General features: G+C 73.7%; 17 protein-coding genes. All 17 read left to right on the forward strand.

Translation table 11 applies throughout. The annotated features are described in order from the left end of the window. The first annotated feature begins 4 nt into the window (after nt 1–4). The 17 genes from LH044_RS06505 (at nt 5) to csrA (ending at nt 14,189) form a co-directional block, all read left to right on the forward strand. Nucleotides 5–418, forward strand: a complete 414-nt coding sequence (locus LH044_RS06505; RefSeq protein WP_227758991.1) for a flagellar hook assembly protein FlgD — start codon at nt 5–7, stop codon at nt 416–418. A 107-nt stretch (nt 419–525) separates the two neighbouring features. After that, nucleotides 526–1,797 (forward strand): flagellar basal-body rod protein FlgF, encoded by a 1,272-nt coding sequence (flgF, locus tag LH044_RS06510; RefSeq protein ID WP_227758992.1) that lies wholly within the window; start codon nt 526–528, stop codon nt 1,795–1,797. Nucleotides 1,798–1,989: 192 nt separating this feature from the next. Next, a complete protein-coding gene (locus LH044_RS06515; RefSeq protein WP_227758993.1) occupies nt 1,990–2,259 on the forward strand; it encodes a flagellar FlbD family protein in 270 nt (89 codons plus the stop codon). Nucleotides 2,260–2,261: 2 nt separating this feature from the next. Then, on the forward strand, nt 2,262–3,050 hold the full coding sequence (locus tag LH044_RS06520; RefSeq protein ID WP_227758994.1) for a motility protein A: 789 nt from the start codon (nt 2,262–2,264) through the stop codon (nt 3,048–3,050). Beyond that, the gene (locus LH044_RS06525; protein ID WP_227758995.1) at nt 3,043–3,834 is read left to right on the forward strand and encodes an OmpA/MotB family protein; all 792 of its coding nucleotides are present in this window, start codon (nt 3,043–3,045) and stop codon (nt 3,832–3,834) included. The genes LH044_RS06520 and LH044_RS06525 overlap by 8 nt, the downstream gene beginning before the upstream one ends. Then, the gene (locus LH044_RS06530; protein WP_227758996.1) at nt 3,831–4,316 is read left to right on the forward strand and encodes a flagellar basal body-associated FliL family protein; all 486 of its coding nucleotides are present in this window, start codon (nt 3,831–3,833) and stop codon (nt 4,314–4,316) included. The genes LH044_RS06525 and LH044_RS06530 overlap by 4 nt, the downstream gene beginning before the upstream one ends. A gap of 146 nt (nt 4,317–4,462) precedes the next feature. After that, nucleotides 4,463–5,377: a flagellar motor switch protein FliM gene (locus tag LH044_RS06535; RefSeq protein WP_227758997.1), complete on the forward strand. Its 915-nt coding sequence runs from the start codon at nt 4,463–4,465 to the stop codon at nt 5,375–5,377. Between the two features lie 76 nt (nt 5,378–5,453). Then, nucleotides 5,454–6,275: a flagellar motor switch protein FliN gene (gene fliN, locus LH044_RS21890; RefSeq protein WP_304512045.1), complete on the forward strand. Its 822-nt coding sequence runs from the start codon at nt 5,454–5,456 to the stop codon at nt 6,273–6,275. A 5-nt stretch (nt 6,276–6,280) separates the two neighbouring features. After that, the gene (locus tag LH044_RS21830; protein WP_255626093.1) at nt 6,281–6,874 is read left to right on the forward strand and encodes a FliO/MopB family protein; all 594 of its coding nucleotides are present in this window, start codon (nt 6,281–6,283) and stop codon (nt 6,872–6,874) included. Nucleotides 6,875–6,906: 32 nt separating this feature from the next. Further along, nucleotides 6,907–7,848 carry a flagellar type III secretion system pore protein FliP gene (fliP, locus tag LH044_RS06550; protein WP_227758998.1) on the forward strand — a complete coding sequence of 314 codons (942 nt, stop codon included), beginning with the start codon at nt 6,907–6,909 and terminating at the stop codon, nt 7,846–7,848. Further along, the gene (locus LH044_RS06555) at nt 7,845–8,114 is read left to right on the forward strand and encodes a flagellar biosynthetic protein FliQ (protein ID WP_227758999.1); all 270 of its coding nucleotides are present in this window, start codon (nt 7,845–7,847) and stop codon (nt 8,112–8,114) included. Before fliP ends, LH044_RS06555 begins: the two co-directional genes overlap by 4 nt. Nucleotides 8,115–8,195: 81 nt before the next feature. Further along, entirely contained in the window at nt 8,196–8,951 is a 756-nt protein-coding gene (locus tag LH044_RS06560; protein WP_227759000.1) for a flagellar biosynthetic protein FliR, read from the forward strand. 12 nt (nt 8,952–8,963) lie between these two features. After that, the gene (locus tag LH044_RS06565; protein ID WP_227759001.1) at nt 8,964–10,157 is read left to right on the forward strand and encodes an EscU/YscU/HrcU family type III secretion system export apparatus switch protein; all 1,194 of its coding nucleotides are present in this window, start codon (nt 8,964–8,966) and stop codon (nt 10,155–10,157) included. Nucleotides 10,158–10,159: 2 nt separating this feature from the next. Then, on the forward strand, nt 10,160–12,199 hold the full coding sequence (flhA, locus tag LH044_RS06570; RefSeq protein ID WP_227760074.1) for a flagellar biosynthesis protein FlhA: 2,040 nt from the start codon (nt 10,160–10,162) through the stop codon (nt 12,197–12,199). Next, nucleotides 12,180–13,520, forward strand: a complete 1,341-nt coding sequence (locus LH044_RS06575) for a hypothetical protein (RefSeq protein ID WP_227759002.1) — start codon at nt 12,180–12,182, stop codon at nt 13,518–13,520. Before flhA ends, LH044_RS06575 begins: the two co-directional genes overlap by 20 nt. Before the next feature lie 5 nt (nt 13,521–13,525). After that, nucleotides 13,526–13,942, forward strand: a complete 417-nt coding sequence (gene fliW, locus LH044_RS06580; protein WP_227759003.1) for a flagellar assembly protein FliW — start codon at nt 13,526–13,528, stop codon at nt 13,940–13,942. 16 nt (nt 13,943–13,958) lie between these two features. Continuing rightward, nucleotides 13,959–14,189, forward strand: coding sequence for a carbon storage regulator CsrA (gene csrA / locus LH044_RS06585; protein ID WP_227759004.1), 231 nt, complete (start codon nt 13,959–13,961; stop codon nt 14,187–14,189). Nucleotides 14,190–14,317: the final 128 nt, after the last annotated feature.

Here is a 14,317-nt window from a genome sequence, read left to right on the forward strand (position 1 = left end):
ACCGATGACGATCCCCGTCCAGCTCGGCACGACGCCCGCCACCCCGGCGTCAGGCCCGACGACCGCTCCCAAGCGCGGCGACGAGCTCGACAAGGAGGCCTTCCTGCAGCTCCTCGTCGCCCAGCTCCGCTACCAGGACCCGCTGTCGCCCACCGACCCGGGCCAGTTCATGGCCCAGACCGCGCAGCTGACCTCGATCGAGAAGCTCGACCTCATCGCCCAGCAGAGCGCGGCGACCGTCAGCGCCCTCGGCCTGTCGGCGGCGACCGGGCTCATCGGCCGGAACGTGACGTGGAAGGGCGCCGACGGCGCCGACCACTCCGGCGCCGTCACCCGGGCCCGCTCCACCGCCGACGGCGTCGTCGTCGACGTGGGCAGCGAGCAGATCCCGCTCGACCGCATCACCGCCATCGGCTGAGCCGAGCACCCCGACCACTCCCACCGACCACTCCCACCGACCGCCCTCCCGACGACCGCCCTCCCCACGACCACCCGCCCGACCTCCCACCCCACCAGGAGCCACCAATGATCCGATCCATGTACGCCGCCGTCTCCGGCCTGCGGAACCACCAGACGATGATGGACGTCGTCGGCAACAACATCGCCAACGTCAACACGACGGGCTTCAAGTCCTCCAACACGGTCTTCCAGGACGTCCTCAGCCAGACCCTCCGCGGTGCCGGACGGGCGGGGGCCACCGCGGGTGGCACGAACCCCGCGCAGATCGGCCTCGGCGCGAGCGTCGCCGGCGTCACCACCAACTTCTCGCAGGGCGCGCCCCAGCTGACGGGCCGGGGCACCGACCTGGCGATCACCGGCGACGGGTTCTTCATCGTCGAGCAGGGCGGCGAGCGGCTCTTCACCCGGTCCGGCGCCTTCACGCTCGACACGCTCGGCCGGCTGGTGTCGCAGAACGGCGGCATCGTGCAGGGCTGGCCGGCCGACGCCACGGGCCAGTTCAACCCGAACGGGCCGGTGCGGCCGCTCGTCATCCCGGTCGGCGACGTGATCGCCCCGGTGCAGACGACCTCCACCGTCCTCGGCGGCAACCTCCCGGCCGACGCCGCCGTCGGCACGACCGTCGCCACGTCGATCGACGTCTACGACGGCCAGGGCCGCCAGACCACGGTGCGCTTCGAGCTGACCAAGACCGCGGGCGACACCTGGGGCGTCGGCTACCGCTACGTCGACGCCGCCGGCGTGCAGCAGCCGACCCCGCCCGCGGCGGCGACGGCGGTGACCGGCGGCCCGCTGACCTTCGACGCCGACGGCGAGCTCACGTCCGGCTACACGCTCACGATCCCCGGCGGTGCGATCCCGGGCTTCGGCGCCGGCGACGACATCTCGGTCAGCCTCGGCGCCGCCGCGGCCCCGACCCGCGTCACGCAGTTCGGCTCGCTGTCGACCGCCTCGGCGCTCGACCAGGACGGCTCGGCCGCCGGCTCGCTGCAGAGCTTCTCGATCGGCCAGGACGGCCTCGTCACCGGGTCCTACTCGAACGGCCTGACCCGGTCCCTCGGCCAGCTCGCCCTCGCCAGCTTCAACAACCCCGAAGGCCTCGAGAAGCGCGGCGGCTCCGCCTTCCGCGCCACGCCGGCGTCGGGTGCGATCAACATCGGCCAGGCCGGCCAGGGCGGCCGCGGCCTCCTGTCGAGCGGGACGCTCGAGATGTCGAACGTCGACCTCTCGACCGAGTTCACGAACCTGATCCTCGCCCAGCGCGGCTTCCAGGCGAACTCGAGGGTGGTGACCACCTCCGACGAGATGCTGCAGGAGGTCGTCAACCTCAAGCGCTGAGCGTCGTGACCCTCCCCGGCCGGTGCGGCGGGGGAGGGTCCGGCCGACCTGACCGCCGTCGAGAGCGGCAGGCGACGTCCACCCGCCCGGGGGGCGATGCATCCGCGCCCAACCCTCACGGGCGGGCCGTCGGCTCCGATACACCTGCGGCCCGCACGAGGCGGGCGGCACTCGACGCAAGGAGGCGGCGACGTGGTCCTCTTGACGCGGCTCGACGGCAGCCGGATCGGGATCAACGCAGACCTGATCGAACGGGTCGAGACCACCCGTGACACGGTGGTCTCGCTGGTCGACGGGACCCGCTACGTCGTCGCCGAGACGCCGGCCGAGGTCGTCGACCGGATCGTGGAGTTCCGGGCGAGGGTGCTCGTCGAGGTCGAGCGCCTCGTCGCCGATCCCGACACGCCCACCGCGCCGCCGCTGCGCCTCGTCGTCGAGCGACCCGGCACCGGGGAGGTCTGATCGTGGACCCCATCTCGCTCGTCGGCGCCCTGCTCATCCTGATCGGCGTGTTCGTCGGCGCCCTCCTCAAGGGCGTGTCCCCGGTGGCGTTCTTCACCGTGCCGGCGGCGTTCCTGATCGTGGTGCTGCCCACGTTCGGCGCCGCCTTCCTCGGCACGACGACCTCGGACGCCAAGAACCTCCCCCGGCTGTTCAAGATGATGTTCCGCAAGGGCGAGGGCGAGGACGGCGACGTCGTCCCGACGATCGTCGGCCTGGGCGAGCGGGCCCGGCGCGACGGCCTGCTGTCGCTCGAGTCCGAGCTCGACCAGCTCGAGGACCCCTTCCTCCGCAAGGGCCTGCAGATGGTGGTCGACGGCGCCGATCCCGAGATCGTCGAGGAGGTCCTCGACTCCGAGATCCGGGCCATGTCGTCCCGCCACCGACAGGGGGCGAAGATGATCACGAGCATGGGGACCTACTCCCCCACGTTCGGCATCATCGGCGCCGTCGTCGGCCTGATCGTCACGCTCGGCAAGCTCGACAACCCGAGCGAGCTCGGCCACGGCATCGCCGCCGCCTTCATCGCCACCTTCTGGGGCGTGTTCCTCGCCAACGGCATCTTCCTGCCGTGGGCGGCCAAGCTCGGCCGCCTCTCGGCGCTCGAGGTCGCCCGCAAGCGGATGCTGGTCGAGGCCGTGCTGGGCATCCAGTCCGGCTTCAACCCCCGGGTCCTCGGCGACCTGGTGCGCAGCCACCTGCCCCCGTCGAGGGCGTCGTCCACCGCCGAACCGGAGCGGAGCAGTGCCTAGGCGCCGCCACCGCCACGACGACGAGGACCACGAGGAGCACGGGAACCACGAGGCGTGGGTCATCCCCTACGCCGACATGCTCACGCTGCTCATGGGCCTGTTCCTCGTCCTCTGGGCGATCGGGAGCCAGGACCTGGCCAAGCTGCGGGAGTTCTCCCGGAGCTTCGCCGGCGAGATCGGGATCTCGACGCCGCTCGAGAAGGGCAGCGGCCCGCTGGACGGCACCGCCACGACCACGACGACGGTGCCCGACGCGGCCCGCGCCGCCCTGGCCCGGGAGCAGCAGGTGGCGGCGCTGGGCGCAGCCGACCGGGCGCAGCTCGGCACCGCCGAGGCCACCATCCAGAGCCGGGCCGACGCGGCCGGGTTCGGCGGTGCGATCTCGTTCCGGCAGGAGGACCGCGGGCTCGTCGTCAGCATCCTGAGCGACGAGGTGCTGTTCACACCCGGGTCCGCCGAGCTGCGACCCGAGGGCATGGTGGTGGTCGACGCCGTCGCCGACGCGCTCGCGGCGCTGCCCAACCGCGTCTCGGTCGAGGGCCACACCGACGACGTCCCGATCAGCACGGGCCGGTTCCCGTCCAACTGGGAGCTCTCGACCGCCCGCGCCGGCGCCGTGCTGCGCTACCTCGTGGAACGCCACGGGCTGCCGCAGTCCCGGCTCGAGGCCGGCGGCTACGCCGACCAGCGCCCGCTCGAGCCCAACACGTCCGCAGAAGGCCGCGCTCGGAACCGCCGGGTGGACATCGCCGTCCTCTCGCTCGCTCCCGGGGAGGGGCCATGACCGCCACGACCACACGAACGCCCACGGCCGACGAGGGGGGCGAGACGCCGTCCCCATCGGCACCCGCACCGGCGAAGAAAGGCCGGTTCCCCGTCGTGGTCGCGGCCGTCGTCCTGGCGGTGGGCCTGGTCGGGGCCGCCTTCGTGCTCCGCGGGGGCGGCGGCGCGGCCGAGGAGGTCGAGCCCGAGCCACCGAAGGCCGGCGAGGTCGTCCCGCTCGACGCCCTGACGCTCAACCTCGCCGACGGCCACCTCGCCCGGGTCGGCGTGGCGGTCGAGCTGACCGAGTCCACCACCGCGGCGGACTGGGAGAAGGCCGGCGGACCGAGCCGCATGAGCGACTCCGTGATCTCCCGCATCGGGGCCCTCCGGGCCGAGGAGGTCACCGCCGAGCGGGTCAAGGACGAGCTGCACGACGCCGGGGCGGACCGCTTCGGCGACGAGTTCCACGGCGTCTACCTGACGGAGCTCGTCGTGCAGTAGCGCGCTCGCCGCCCATGCCGCTGCTCTGTTCCCGGATCCTGGGGTGTTCGCCCCGGGATCCGGGAACAGAGCGGGGACGCGAGGTTCGCGGTTTCTCGGGCCAACTCTCATCGGCGCGCGCCCGCGGCCGATCCACCACCGTGACCGTGGGTGAAGCCCCTGCCCGGACCGCCGCGCTGCAGGCGTTCGACTTCCGTCGTCCCAACAAGCTGAACCGCGACCACCTGCGCACGCTCCAGATCCTCCACGAGACGTTCGCGGCCCAGTTCGCGACGCTGCTGTCGTCGAACCTCCGCACCGTGTGCACGATGGCCGTCGACGGCGCCGAGGAGCTCAGCTACGAGGAGTACGTGCGGGAGCTGCCGGTCCCGACGCACCTGACCGTCCTGGCCCTCGACCCGCTCCCGGGCGTCGGCGTGCTGCAGTTCTCGATCGAGGGGTCGCTCACCGTCTGCGAGCTCATGCTCGGCGGCCGGGGCCGCAAGCAGACCCTCGACCGCCCGCTCACCGAGATCGAATCCGCCCTGATGCGCACCGTCGTCGAGCGGGCGATGGGCGAGCTGGCGTACGCGCTCGGGCCGGTGGCCAGCCTCCGGCCCCGGGTCGTCGGCGCCGAGTCGAACCCGCAGTTCGCCCAGCTCGCGTCGGCATCGGACATGGTCGTCGTGCTCCGGCTCCGCCTGCGCATCGCCGACGTGCTCGAGACCGACGTGTCGCTCGCCTACCTGTACACGACGCTCCGCCCGCTGCTCGGCGAGATGTCACCGCACTCGGTCGCCACGCCGACCGACGGCGACGAGGCGATGGCGATCCGCCAGCGGCTGTCGGCCCGGGTCGCCGACGTCCCCGTCGACGTGTCCGTGCGGTTCCGGCCGACGACGATGCGGAGCCAGGACGTCCTCGGCCTCGAGCCCGGCGACCTGATCCCGCTCGGCCACCCCGTCGACCGCGACCTGACGGCCGAGGTCGACGGCGTCGAGCTGTTCCACGTGCAGGCCTCGCGGCGCGGCCACCGGCTGGCCGCGCTCGTCACCGAGACGACCCGACCGGAGCAGCGATGACGCCCCCGACGCCGGCCGCCCGTCCGACGACCCCCTCACCGACGACCCCCTCACCCACACCGAACCCGGAGCAACGATGAGCACAGGCGCCCCCGTGGCCACCGAGCCGAACGTCCCCTCCGCGCACCGCCTGGCCGCCTCGCTCACCGAGGCGCTCGGGACCGACCTGGAGAGCCGGGTGCTGGTCGAGCCCGCCCCGACGACGATCCTCCCCGCCGGCGGCACCGCCGACGGCGTGGCCGTGTCGCTCAGCGGCGGCGAGGCCCACCGAGCGCTGGTGGTCGCCGCGGCCGACCTCGCCCCGGGCGGTGCCGCCGAGCCGGCCACGGGCTTCCTCGCCGCGGCCGCCAGCGCGCTCGAGGCGTGGGCCCGCGGCCACGGTGCCGCGGTGACGGCCTCGGTCCCGGTGGTCACCCCGGAGGCCGTGGCCGAGGTGTTCGAGCTCGGGCACGACGACGCCCTCGACGCCATCGCCCTCGACCTCGACGGGCGCCACGTCGCCACGGTCGCCGTGCTCGGCCGCATCGCCGAGCCGGCGCCGGCACCCGGACCGGCGCCCGCCCCGACGACCGCCGCGGCTCCGGCACCGACCGCCCCGACCAGCCCTGCGGCGACCGCGGCCGCGCCGGCTCCGGAGGAGCCGATCGGCGCCCGTTCACCGCTGTCGCTGCTCGCGGACGTCGAGATGACCGTCACGGCCGAGCTCGGTCGGACCCGGATGAACGTCTCGGAGCTGCTCACCCTCGGCCCGGGCTCCGTCGTCGAGCTCGACCGGGCGGCCGGCAGCCCCGCCGACCTGCTCGTGAACGGCACCCCCGTCGCCCGCGGCGAGGTCGTCGTCGTCGACGAGGAGTACGCCATCCGCGTCACCGAGATCCTCGGCACGAACGAGGTCTGACGGTCGTGGCCGACACCAGCACCGCCGCCCTGGTGCTCCGACTCGCCCTGTCGCTCGGGCTCGTGCTCGCCCTCGTCGGCGGGTTCACCTGGGTGCTGCGGCGCAAGGGCCTCCTCCGGCCCGGCGCGGGCGGCGGCCGGGGCGGGCGCCTCGAGGTGCTCGACCGCCGAGCGCTCAACAAGCACGCCTCGATCGTGCTCGCCCGCGTGGGCGGGACCGCCGTCCTACTCGGCGTGACCGAGGAGCGCGTCCAGGTGCTGAGCGCCGCCGACGGCCTCGACGCCGCGTGGCAGGAGCTGCCCGAGGCCGACACGACGTCGGCCCCGATCGACCCGATCACCACCGGGCAGGCCACCGGGGCACCGGCCACCGCCGGGCATGCCGGCGGGCCGCCGGTCGCGACCACGCCACCGGTGCCGGCCCACCCGCCGGTCGGGCCCGTCGCCCTGGCCCCGACCACCCTCGCCGGCGCGACCGCCGGCACCCCCGTCATGGGAGCCCGACGGACCGGGCTCCCCGTCGCCACCACCCCGGCGACACCCCCGGCACGGATGAGCATCGTCGAGGCGCTCCGGGAACTGACCGTCCGTCGTTCCTGACCGCCCCGCGAGCCCCGAGCCGCTCCCCTCACTTGCGTCCGTCCCGCCGGTCCCTCCCGGCCTGCGCGCTGCTCCTGCTGCTGTTCCTGGTCGCCCTGGCCGGACCGGCGGCCTCGACCGCGGGCGCCCAGCCCCTGCCGTCCCAGACCGACACCCCGGGCACCGGCCCCGCGCCCACCGCGCCCGAGCCGCCGGCACCCCCGTCGACCGACGACGTCACGAACCCGACCACGCCGCCGCCGATCGGCACGTCGACCGACGCCGGCGACGACGTCGCCCCCACCGAGGACCTGCAGGTCGACATCGACCTCGACGGCGAGGAGGGCAAGGACGGGCCCAGCCGGACCGTCGCGATCATCCTCGGCCTCACGGTGCTCGCGATCGCGCCGTCGCTCCTGATCATGATGACGAGCTTCACTCGCATCGTCGTGGTGCTCTCGCTCGTCCGCAACGCGCTCGGCCTCCAGGGCATCCCGCCGAACCAGGTGCTCGTCGGCCTGTCGCTGTTCCTGACCGTGTTCGTGATGGGGCCGGTGCTGACGCAGATCAACGACACGGCGCTGCAGCCCTACCTCGACGGGAAGATGACGCAGTCGCAGGCGCTCGAGGAGGCCGAGGTCCCGATCAAGGAGTTCATGCTCGCCAACACGCGCGAGTCGCAGCTCGACCTGATGATCGACCTGCAGGGCGGGAAGCCGCCCGAGGAGCCGATGGACACCTCGCTCGTCACCCTCGTGCCGGCGTTCGTCCTGTCGGAGCTGCAGTCGGCCTTCATCATCGGCCTGGTGCTCTTCGTGCCGTTCGTGATCCTCGACCTGGTCGTCTCGGCCGTCCTGATGTCGCTGGGGATGATGATGCTGCCCCCTGTGTTCGTCTCGCTCCCGCTCAAGCTGCTGCTGTTCGTGATGGTCGACGGCTGGGCGCTGACCATCACCTCCGTCGTCACCAACTACAAGGGGATCTCGACCGGATGACCGACACCGCTGTGGTCCAGATCGGCACCGACGCCATGCTGTTCGCCCTCAAGCTGGGCGGGCCGCTGCTCCTCGTCACACTCGGGATCGGCCTCGCCATCGGCCTCGTCCAGTCCGTGACGCAGCTGCAGGAGCAGACGCTCACGTTCGTGCCCAAGTGCTTCGGCGTCGCGCTGGTGCTGCTGATCGGCGGCGCCTGGATGCTGCAGACCGCCGTGTCGTTCACGACCGACCTGATGGCGCAGGTCCCCGACCTCCTCGGCTGAGGCACCGGCCCTGCCGATCCCCGAGATGGCCGGCCCGCCCTCGCCAGGACCCCGACACCAGCCCCCGCCAGGACCCCGATGATGGACATCCACGTCGACGCCGCCCAGGTCGCCACGCTGCTGATGGCGTCGGTGCGCGTGCTGGCGTTCCTGTGCATCGCCCCGCCGTTCGCCGGTCCCGCGGTCCCGGTGAAGGTCAAGGTCGGCATGTCGGTGGCGCTGGCGCTCGTCGTGACCCCGCGGCTGACCGGCCAGATGGGCGACATCGACCTCGCGCACCTCGTCGTGGGCGTGGTGTTCCAGGCCGGGATCGGCCTCGCGCTCGGGTTCCTCGTCTCGATGCTGTTCTCGGCCGTGCAGGCCGCCGGCCAGCTCGTCGACGTCAGCGTCGGGTTCTCGAGCGCCGCCATCTACGACCCGTTCGCACAGGCCGGCCTGTCCCCCATGGCCCGCCTCTACCAGATCCTCGCCACGCTGCTGCTGTTCAGCACCGGCGGCTACCTGCTGATCATCGGGGGCCTGCTGCGGAGCTTCGACGCGACCGCGCAGGACGTGTCGATCCGCCGGATCGACGCGGTGCTCGTCGACGGGCTGGGCACGTTCTTCGTCGCCGCCCTCCAGATCGGGCTGCCCCTGCTCGCCGCGCTGTTCATGGCCGAGCTGCTCCTCGGCCTGCTGACGAAGGCGGCGCCGCAGCTCAACCTGCTCGTGGTCGGCTTCGGCGCCAAGAGCCTCATCCTGCTGGTGCTCGGGGCCAGCGCGCTCGTGCTGCTGCCCCGCGGCGTCGAGATGATCGTCGACCAGGCCATGCGGGGCATGGCCGCGATCGCCGGGTAGCGGAGGCGGCACGTGGCCAAGGACCGCGACCAGAAGACCGAGCAGCAGACGGCCAAGCGCCGCCGTGAGGTCCGCAAGAAGGGCCAGGTCGCGCGCAGCCCGACGCTCGTCGGGTGGCTGTCGCTGCTGCTCGCCACGTTCCTCATGCCGCCGGTCATCGGCCGGCTCGCGACCGTCCTGTCCGAGGGCGTCCGGTCCGTGCAGGTCGTGGCCGCCGACCCGACGCCCGAGGTGCTGAACGAGCAGGCCGGCGCGATCGCCCGCGAGGCGTTCTCGGCGATGATCCCGTTCCTGGTCGTCGTCGCGGTCGGGGCGCTGATCGGCACGCTCGCCCAGGTGGGCCTGGTGTTTACCACCGACCCGCTCAAGCCGAAGTGGGAGCGCCTCAGCCCCGCCGCGGGCGTCAAGCGCCTGTTCTCGGTCAAGGCGCTGTGGGAGACCGGCAAGCAGGTCGTGACGATGGTCGTGATCCTCGCGATCGCCATCCCCGCCGTGCTCGGCACGTCCCGGATGCTGCTCGGCTCGACGTTCGGGCTGACCGAGGCGATCGGCGAGATGACCGGGACCGCGCTGCAGCTCGTGCGCCTCGTCGCCGTCATCGGCACGCTGATCGGCGTCGCCGACTTCGCATGGGCCCGCTTCAACCTCCTGCGCGACAACAAGATGACCAAGCAGGAGGTCAAGCAGGAGATGCGGGAGTCCGAGGGCGACCCGCACGTCAAGGCCAAGCTCCGCTCGACCCGGATGGCGATGAGCCGCAACCGCATGCTGGCCGGCGTCGCGGACGCGCACGTCGTCGTCACCAACCCGACCCACTTCGCGGTCGCGCTGCGCTACGACCCGCAGAAGGGCGCCCCGCGGGTGGTGGCCAAGGGCTCCGACGCCATGGCGGCCCGCATCCGGGCCGCCGCCGCCGAGGCGGACGTCGCCGTCGTGCGCTCCCCACCGCTGGCCCGCGCCCTGCACCGGTCGTGCCGCCTCGACGACGAGATCCCCCGCGAGCTGTTCCAGGCCGTGGCGACCGTGCTCGCGTTCGTGCGCCGCCTCGAGGGCCGGTCGCTGCTCGGCGGCTCGGTGTCGCTCGCCGTGCCCGACACCTGGACCGCTCCCGGCGAGGACCCGGAGCGCTCGCTCGAGCGGGCCTGGCTCCGTCGCCGCCGGGCCCGAAGCCTCATCCGACGCGCCCCGGCGCCGATCCACCCGTGACGATGATGCGACGACTCGGCTCCACCGTGTTCCCGGCGGCGATGGTCTTCGTGGTGGCCCTCATGGTCATCCCGATGCCGGCGCCGCTGCTCGACGTGCTGCTGACGCTCAACATCGCCTTCTCGGTGCTGCTCCTGCTCGGCGCCGTCGGCGCCACCCGGGCGCTCGACATGTCGGCGTTCCCCAGCCTGCTGCTCATCGCCACGCTCTTCCGGCTCGGCCTGAACATCAGCTCGACCCGCCTGATCCTCGGCCAGGGTTCGGCGGGCGCGGTGATCGAGTCCTTCGGCAGCTTCGTGATCCAGGGCTCGCTCGTCGTGGGCCTGGTCGTGTTCTTCATCCTCGTGGTGATCCAGTTCGTGGTGATCACCAACGGCTCGAACCGCGTGTCCGAGGTCGCCGCCCGCTTCACCCTCGACGCCATGCCCGGCAAGCAGATGGCGATCGACGCCGACCTCAACGCCGGCGTCATCGACGACGCCGAGGCCCGCCGGCGCCGCGAGGAGACGGCTCAGGAGGCCGACTTCTACGGCGCGATGGACGGCGCCGGGAAGTTCGTCAAGGGCGACGCCATCGCCGGCATCATCATCACGACGATCAACCTCATCGGCGGGTTCGTCATCGGCGTGATGCAGCTCGGCATGAGCCCGGCCGAGGCCGTCGACAACTACGCCGTCCTGACCGTCGGCGACGGCCTGGTGACGCAGATCCCGGCCCTCCTCGTGTCGATCAGCTCCGGCCTCATCGTGACCCGGGCCGCCGGCGACGACGACCTCGGCACGAACATCGTGTCGCAGTTCCGCAAGCAGGCCACGGCCATGCGCACCGGCGGCGCCGCCCTGATCGTCATCGCCCTCGTGCCCGGCATGCCCAAGGTGCCGTTCCTCCTCGTGGGCGCCGCGATGCTCGTCGCGGCCCGCCGCATGAAGGCCGGCGTCGACGAGGTCGACGAGGAGGTGGCGGCCCACGCCGAGGTGGCCCCGCCCTCGCCCGACGACCCGGCCGAGCTGGCCCGGGCCATGCGGGTCGAGGCGATCGGGCTCGAGCTGGCCATCGACCTCGTGGACCTCGTCGACACCGGCGTCGGCGGCGACCTGCTCGACCGCGTGCGGGCGCTCCGGCGCAAGCTCGCCCTGGAGCTCGGCTTCGTGCTCCCGGCCGTCCGCACCCGGGACGACGTCGACCTGCCGCTCGGCTCGTACGCCATCCGCCTGCACGGCGTCGAGGTCGCCCGCGGCACCGCGCCACCGGGGCGGTTCCTGCTGATCGCCGACGACCTCGACCGCTGGCCGGGCGAGGAGGTGCGCGAGCCGGTGTTCGGGCTCACGGCGAAGTGGCTGCCGATGGAGCTCCGCCGGCAGGCGCAGGCCGAGGGCGCGACGATCGTCGACCGCTCGTCGGTGATCAGCGTCCACCTCGCCGAGGTGTGCCGGGAGCACGCGTCGGACCTGCTGTCGCGCCAGGACGTCAAGGCCCTCATGGACCTCGTCCGCGACACCGATCCGGCGGTCCTCGACGACCTGACGACGGCGCAGGTCGGCGTCAGCGAGGTCCACGCCGTGCTGCAGGTGCTGCTCGCCGACCAGGTGCCGATCCGCGACCTCGTCCGGATCCTCGAGGTCATCAGCGCCCAGGCCCGCGTCACCCGCGACACCGAGGCGCTGGCCGAGGCGTGCCGGGCCGTCCTGGCCCCGGCGATCTGCGCCGACCGCGCCAACGACGGCCGCCTGCCGGTGCTGAGCCTCGACCCCGTGCTCGAGCACCGGCTGCTCGGCGCCCTGACCCGGACCGAGCACGGCACCGCCGTCGCCCTCGACCCCGACCTCGCCCAGGCGCTGAGCGACGGCATCGTCGAGACCGTCCGCTCCGCCGAGCAGCTCGACGAGCGCCCGGTGCTCGTGTGCTCGCCGCCGCTCCGGCCGGCGCTGCGCCGGTTCAGCCAGCGCGTCGTGCCGCACGTCCCGGTGCTGTCCTTCGACGAGCTCGTCGCCCCGTTCTCCGTCACCGACCTGGGAGCCGTCCGTGTTCCGAACGACGTCTGACCGCACGCGGCCGGCCCGCCACCCGCAGGCCCGCCACCAGCCCGCGGCGCCGACCGCCCGCCTGGAGGGCGACCGCCTCGTCGTCGAGGGCCCGCGCATCGCGGACGTGCTCGCCGTCGTGCACCAGCACGTCGGCGCCGGCGCGACCCTCCTCCGCACCGACCGGACGATCGTCGGCGGCATCGGCGGGTTCTTCGGTCGGGAGCACTTCGTCGTCGAGGCCGATGCGTCCGCTCTCGTCGCCGACGTCGCCGAGCTCGCCGAGGACGCCGCAGCCCCCGCCGATGCGGGTCCGGACCCGGACGTCGCGGCGCCCGTCACCGGCCAGGACGGGACCGGTGCGCCGCCGGTCGGCGACGACTTCGCCGCCCACCTGGCCCGGGCGCTCCGGGACGCCGAGCCCGCCGGACCGTCCGACGAGGAGCTGGTCGCCCGGCTGCAGGGGCTGCTCGTCGACGACCCCGCCCCGACGATCGCCACCGCTCGCACCCGGTCCGAGGAGCCCGTCGAGGCGCCGGCCCCCGATCTCGCGGCCCGGGCTGCGGCCCCGGACACGTCCGGCGCCGAGGCGGCGCCGGCGGCCACCGCGCCCGAGCCCGCACCGGTCGCCGGCACCTTCGGCGGCGCCGAGCTCGACGCCCGGCTCGCCCTGCTCACGCTGGCCGCCCCCGGCCTCGACGCGTGCGAGCTGGCCGGACGGGTCGACGTGCTCCGCACCGCACCGCCCTCGCCGGTCGAGCGCGGCATCGTGGCCGTCGTCGGCGAGCGCGACGAGGCGATGGCCGTGGCCGGCCGGCTCTGCACCGAGGACGGCGCATCTGCCGACGACGTGATCGTCGTCGCCCCCGAGGCGCCCGCCGCCCACCCCGCCTGGATGTGGGTCGGCTCGCCCGACGAGGCGGCGGCCCGCCGCGACCGCTGGAACCGCCGCCCCGGACGGAGCGTCGTGGCCGTGCTGCTGCCGCCCGGCGACGACGCCCGGCGCTGGGCCCGCGCCGCACTCGACGCCCTCGCCCCGGCCGAGGTCCGCCTCGCCGTGCCGGGGTGGCGAGCCGCGGACGAGGTCGTCGGCCGCCGACTGCACGGTCTCGCCCCGGTCGACGGCATCGAGCTCGTGGGCGACGTCGACCCCGCGACCGCCGTCGGCTTCCTCACCTCCGACGTGCCGGTCGTCGGCATCGACGGCGAGCCCGCCACCGCCGAGCGCTGGGCCGAGCTGCTGCGCTCGGTCGCCGGCGCCCCGGACAGCGGGCCCGGCAGCGCCGCGGCGCCGCGTTCGGGGACCGTCAGCTCGGCCGCAGCGGACCCGGCACTACGATGACCGCCATGCTCGTCGAGTCCGAACGCCTCGGCCCCATCGAGGTGGACGAAGGATCGGTGATCGAGGTCCCGGCCGGGCTCATCGGGTTCCCGCAGCTGCGGCGGTTCGCGCTCGTGGCCGCCGAGGACACCGGCGTGTACAGCTGGCTCCAGAGCCTCGACGACCCGACGGTGAGCTTCCTCGCCGTGGTGCCGGCCGCCGTCTTCCCCGACTACGAGCCGACGATCGGCGACGAGGACTGCATCGCCATCGGCCTGTCCGATCCCGCCGATGCCCAGCTGCTCTGCCTCGTCACCGCCACCGACGACGGCGTGACCGCCAACCTGCTCGGCCCGGTGCTGCTCGACGTGCGCACCCGGCTCGGGCGCCAGGTGGTGCTCACCGACACCACGTTCACCACCCGCGAACCCATCCCCGCCTGAGCGAGCCCGCTGCACCGTGCTGATCCTGAGTCGACGCGCCAACCAGTCCATCGTGATCGGGGGCGACGTGGTGGTGACGGTGCTCGAGCTGCGCGGCGACCAGGTCCGCATCGGCATCGACGCCCCCCGTCACGTGACCGTGCACCGCGAGGAGGTGCACCGGGAGATCCTCGAGGCGAACAAGGCCGCCGCCGCCCAGCGCGGTGCGATCGACGTCGGCCGCCTCCCCCGCCCCGGCGGGTCCTAGCCGGGGCAGGCGCGGGACCACCCGATCCCCGTCGACCTCGTACGCCACGAGCGCGATGGACGACCGGGGCGTACAAGTTCGCCGGGGCCGGGCGAACGTGTACGTGAGCGACCGGTGGCAGGTCGGGT

This window comes from Dermatobacter hominis, from assembly GCF_020715685.1.
Lineage (GTDB): Bacteria > Actinomycetota > Acidimicrobiia > Acidimicrobiales > Microtrichaceae > Dermatobacter > Dermatobacter hominis.

Excerpts from the sequence above, each read along its gene's own strand:
- LH044_RS06505 (WP_227758991.1), top strand. The coding sequence starts at position 5 with ATGACGATCCCCGTCCAGCTCGGCACGACGCCCGCCACCCCGGCGTCA.
- flgF (WP_227758992.1), top strand. The coding sequence starts at position 526 with ATGATCCGATCCATGTACGCCGCCGTCTCCGGCCTGCGGAACCACCAG.
- LH044_RS06530 (WP_227758996.1), top strand. The coding sequence starts at position 3,831 with ATGACCGCCACGACCACACGAACGCCCACGGCCGACGAGGGGGGCGAG.
- fliN (WP_304512045.1), top strand. The coding sequence starts at position 5,454 with ATGAGCACAGGCGCCCCCGTGGCCACCGAGCCGAACGTCCCCTCCGCG.
- LH044_RS06555 (WP_227758999.1), top strand. The coding sequence starts at position 7,845 with ATGACCGACACCGCTGTGGTCCAGATCGGCACCGACGCCATGCTGTTC.
- LH044_RS06560 (WP_227759000.1), top strand. The coding sequence starts at position 8,196 with ATGGACATCCACGTCGACGCCGCCCAGGTCGCCACGCTGCTGATGGCG.
- flhA (WP_227760074.1), top strand. The coding sequence starts at position 10,160 with ATGATGCGACGACTCGGCTCCACCGTGTTCCCGGCGGCGATGGTCTTC.
- fliW (WP_227759003.1), top strand. The coding sequence starts at position 13,526 with ATGCTCGTCGAGTCCGAACGCCTCGGCCCCATCGAGGTGGACGAAGGA.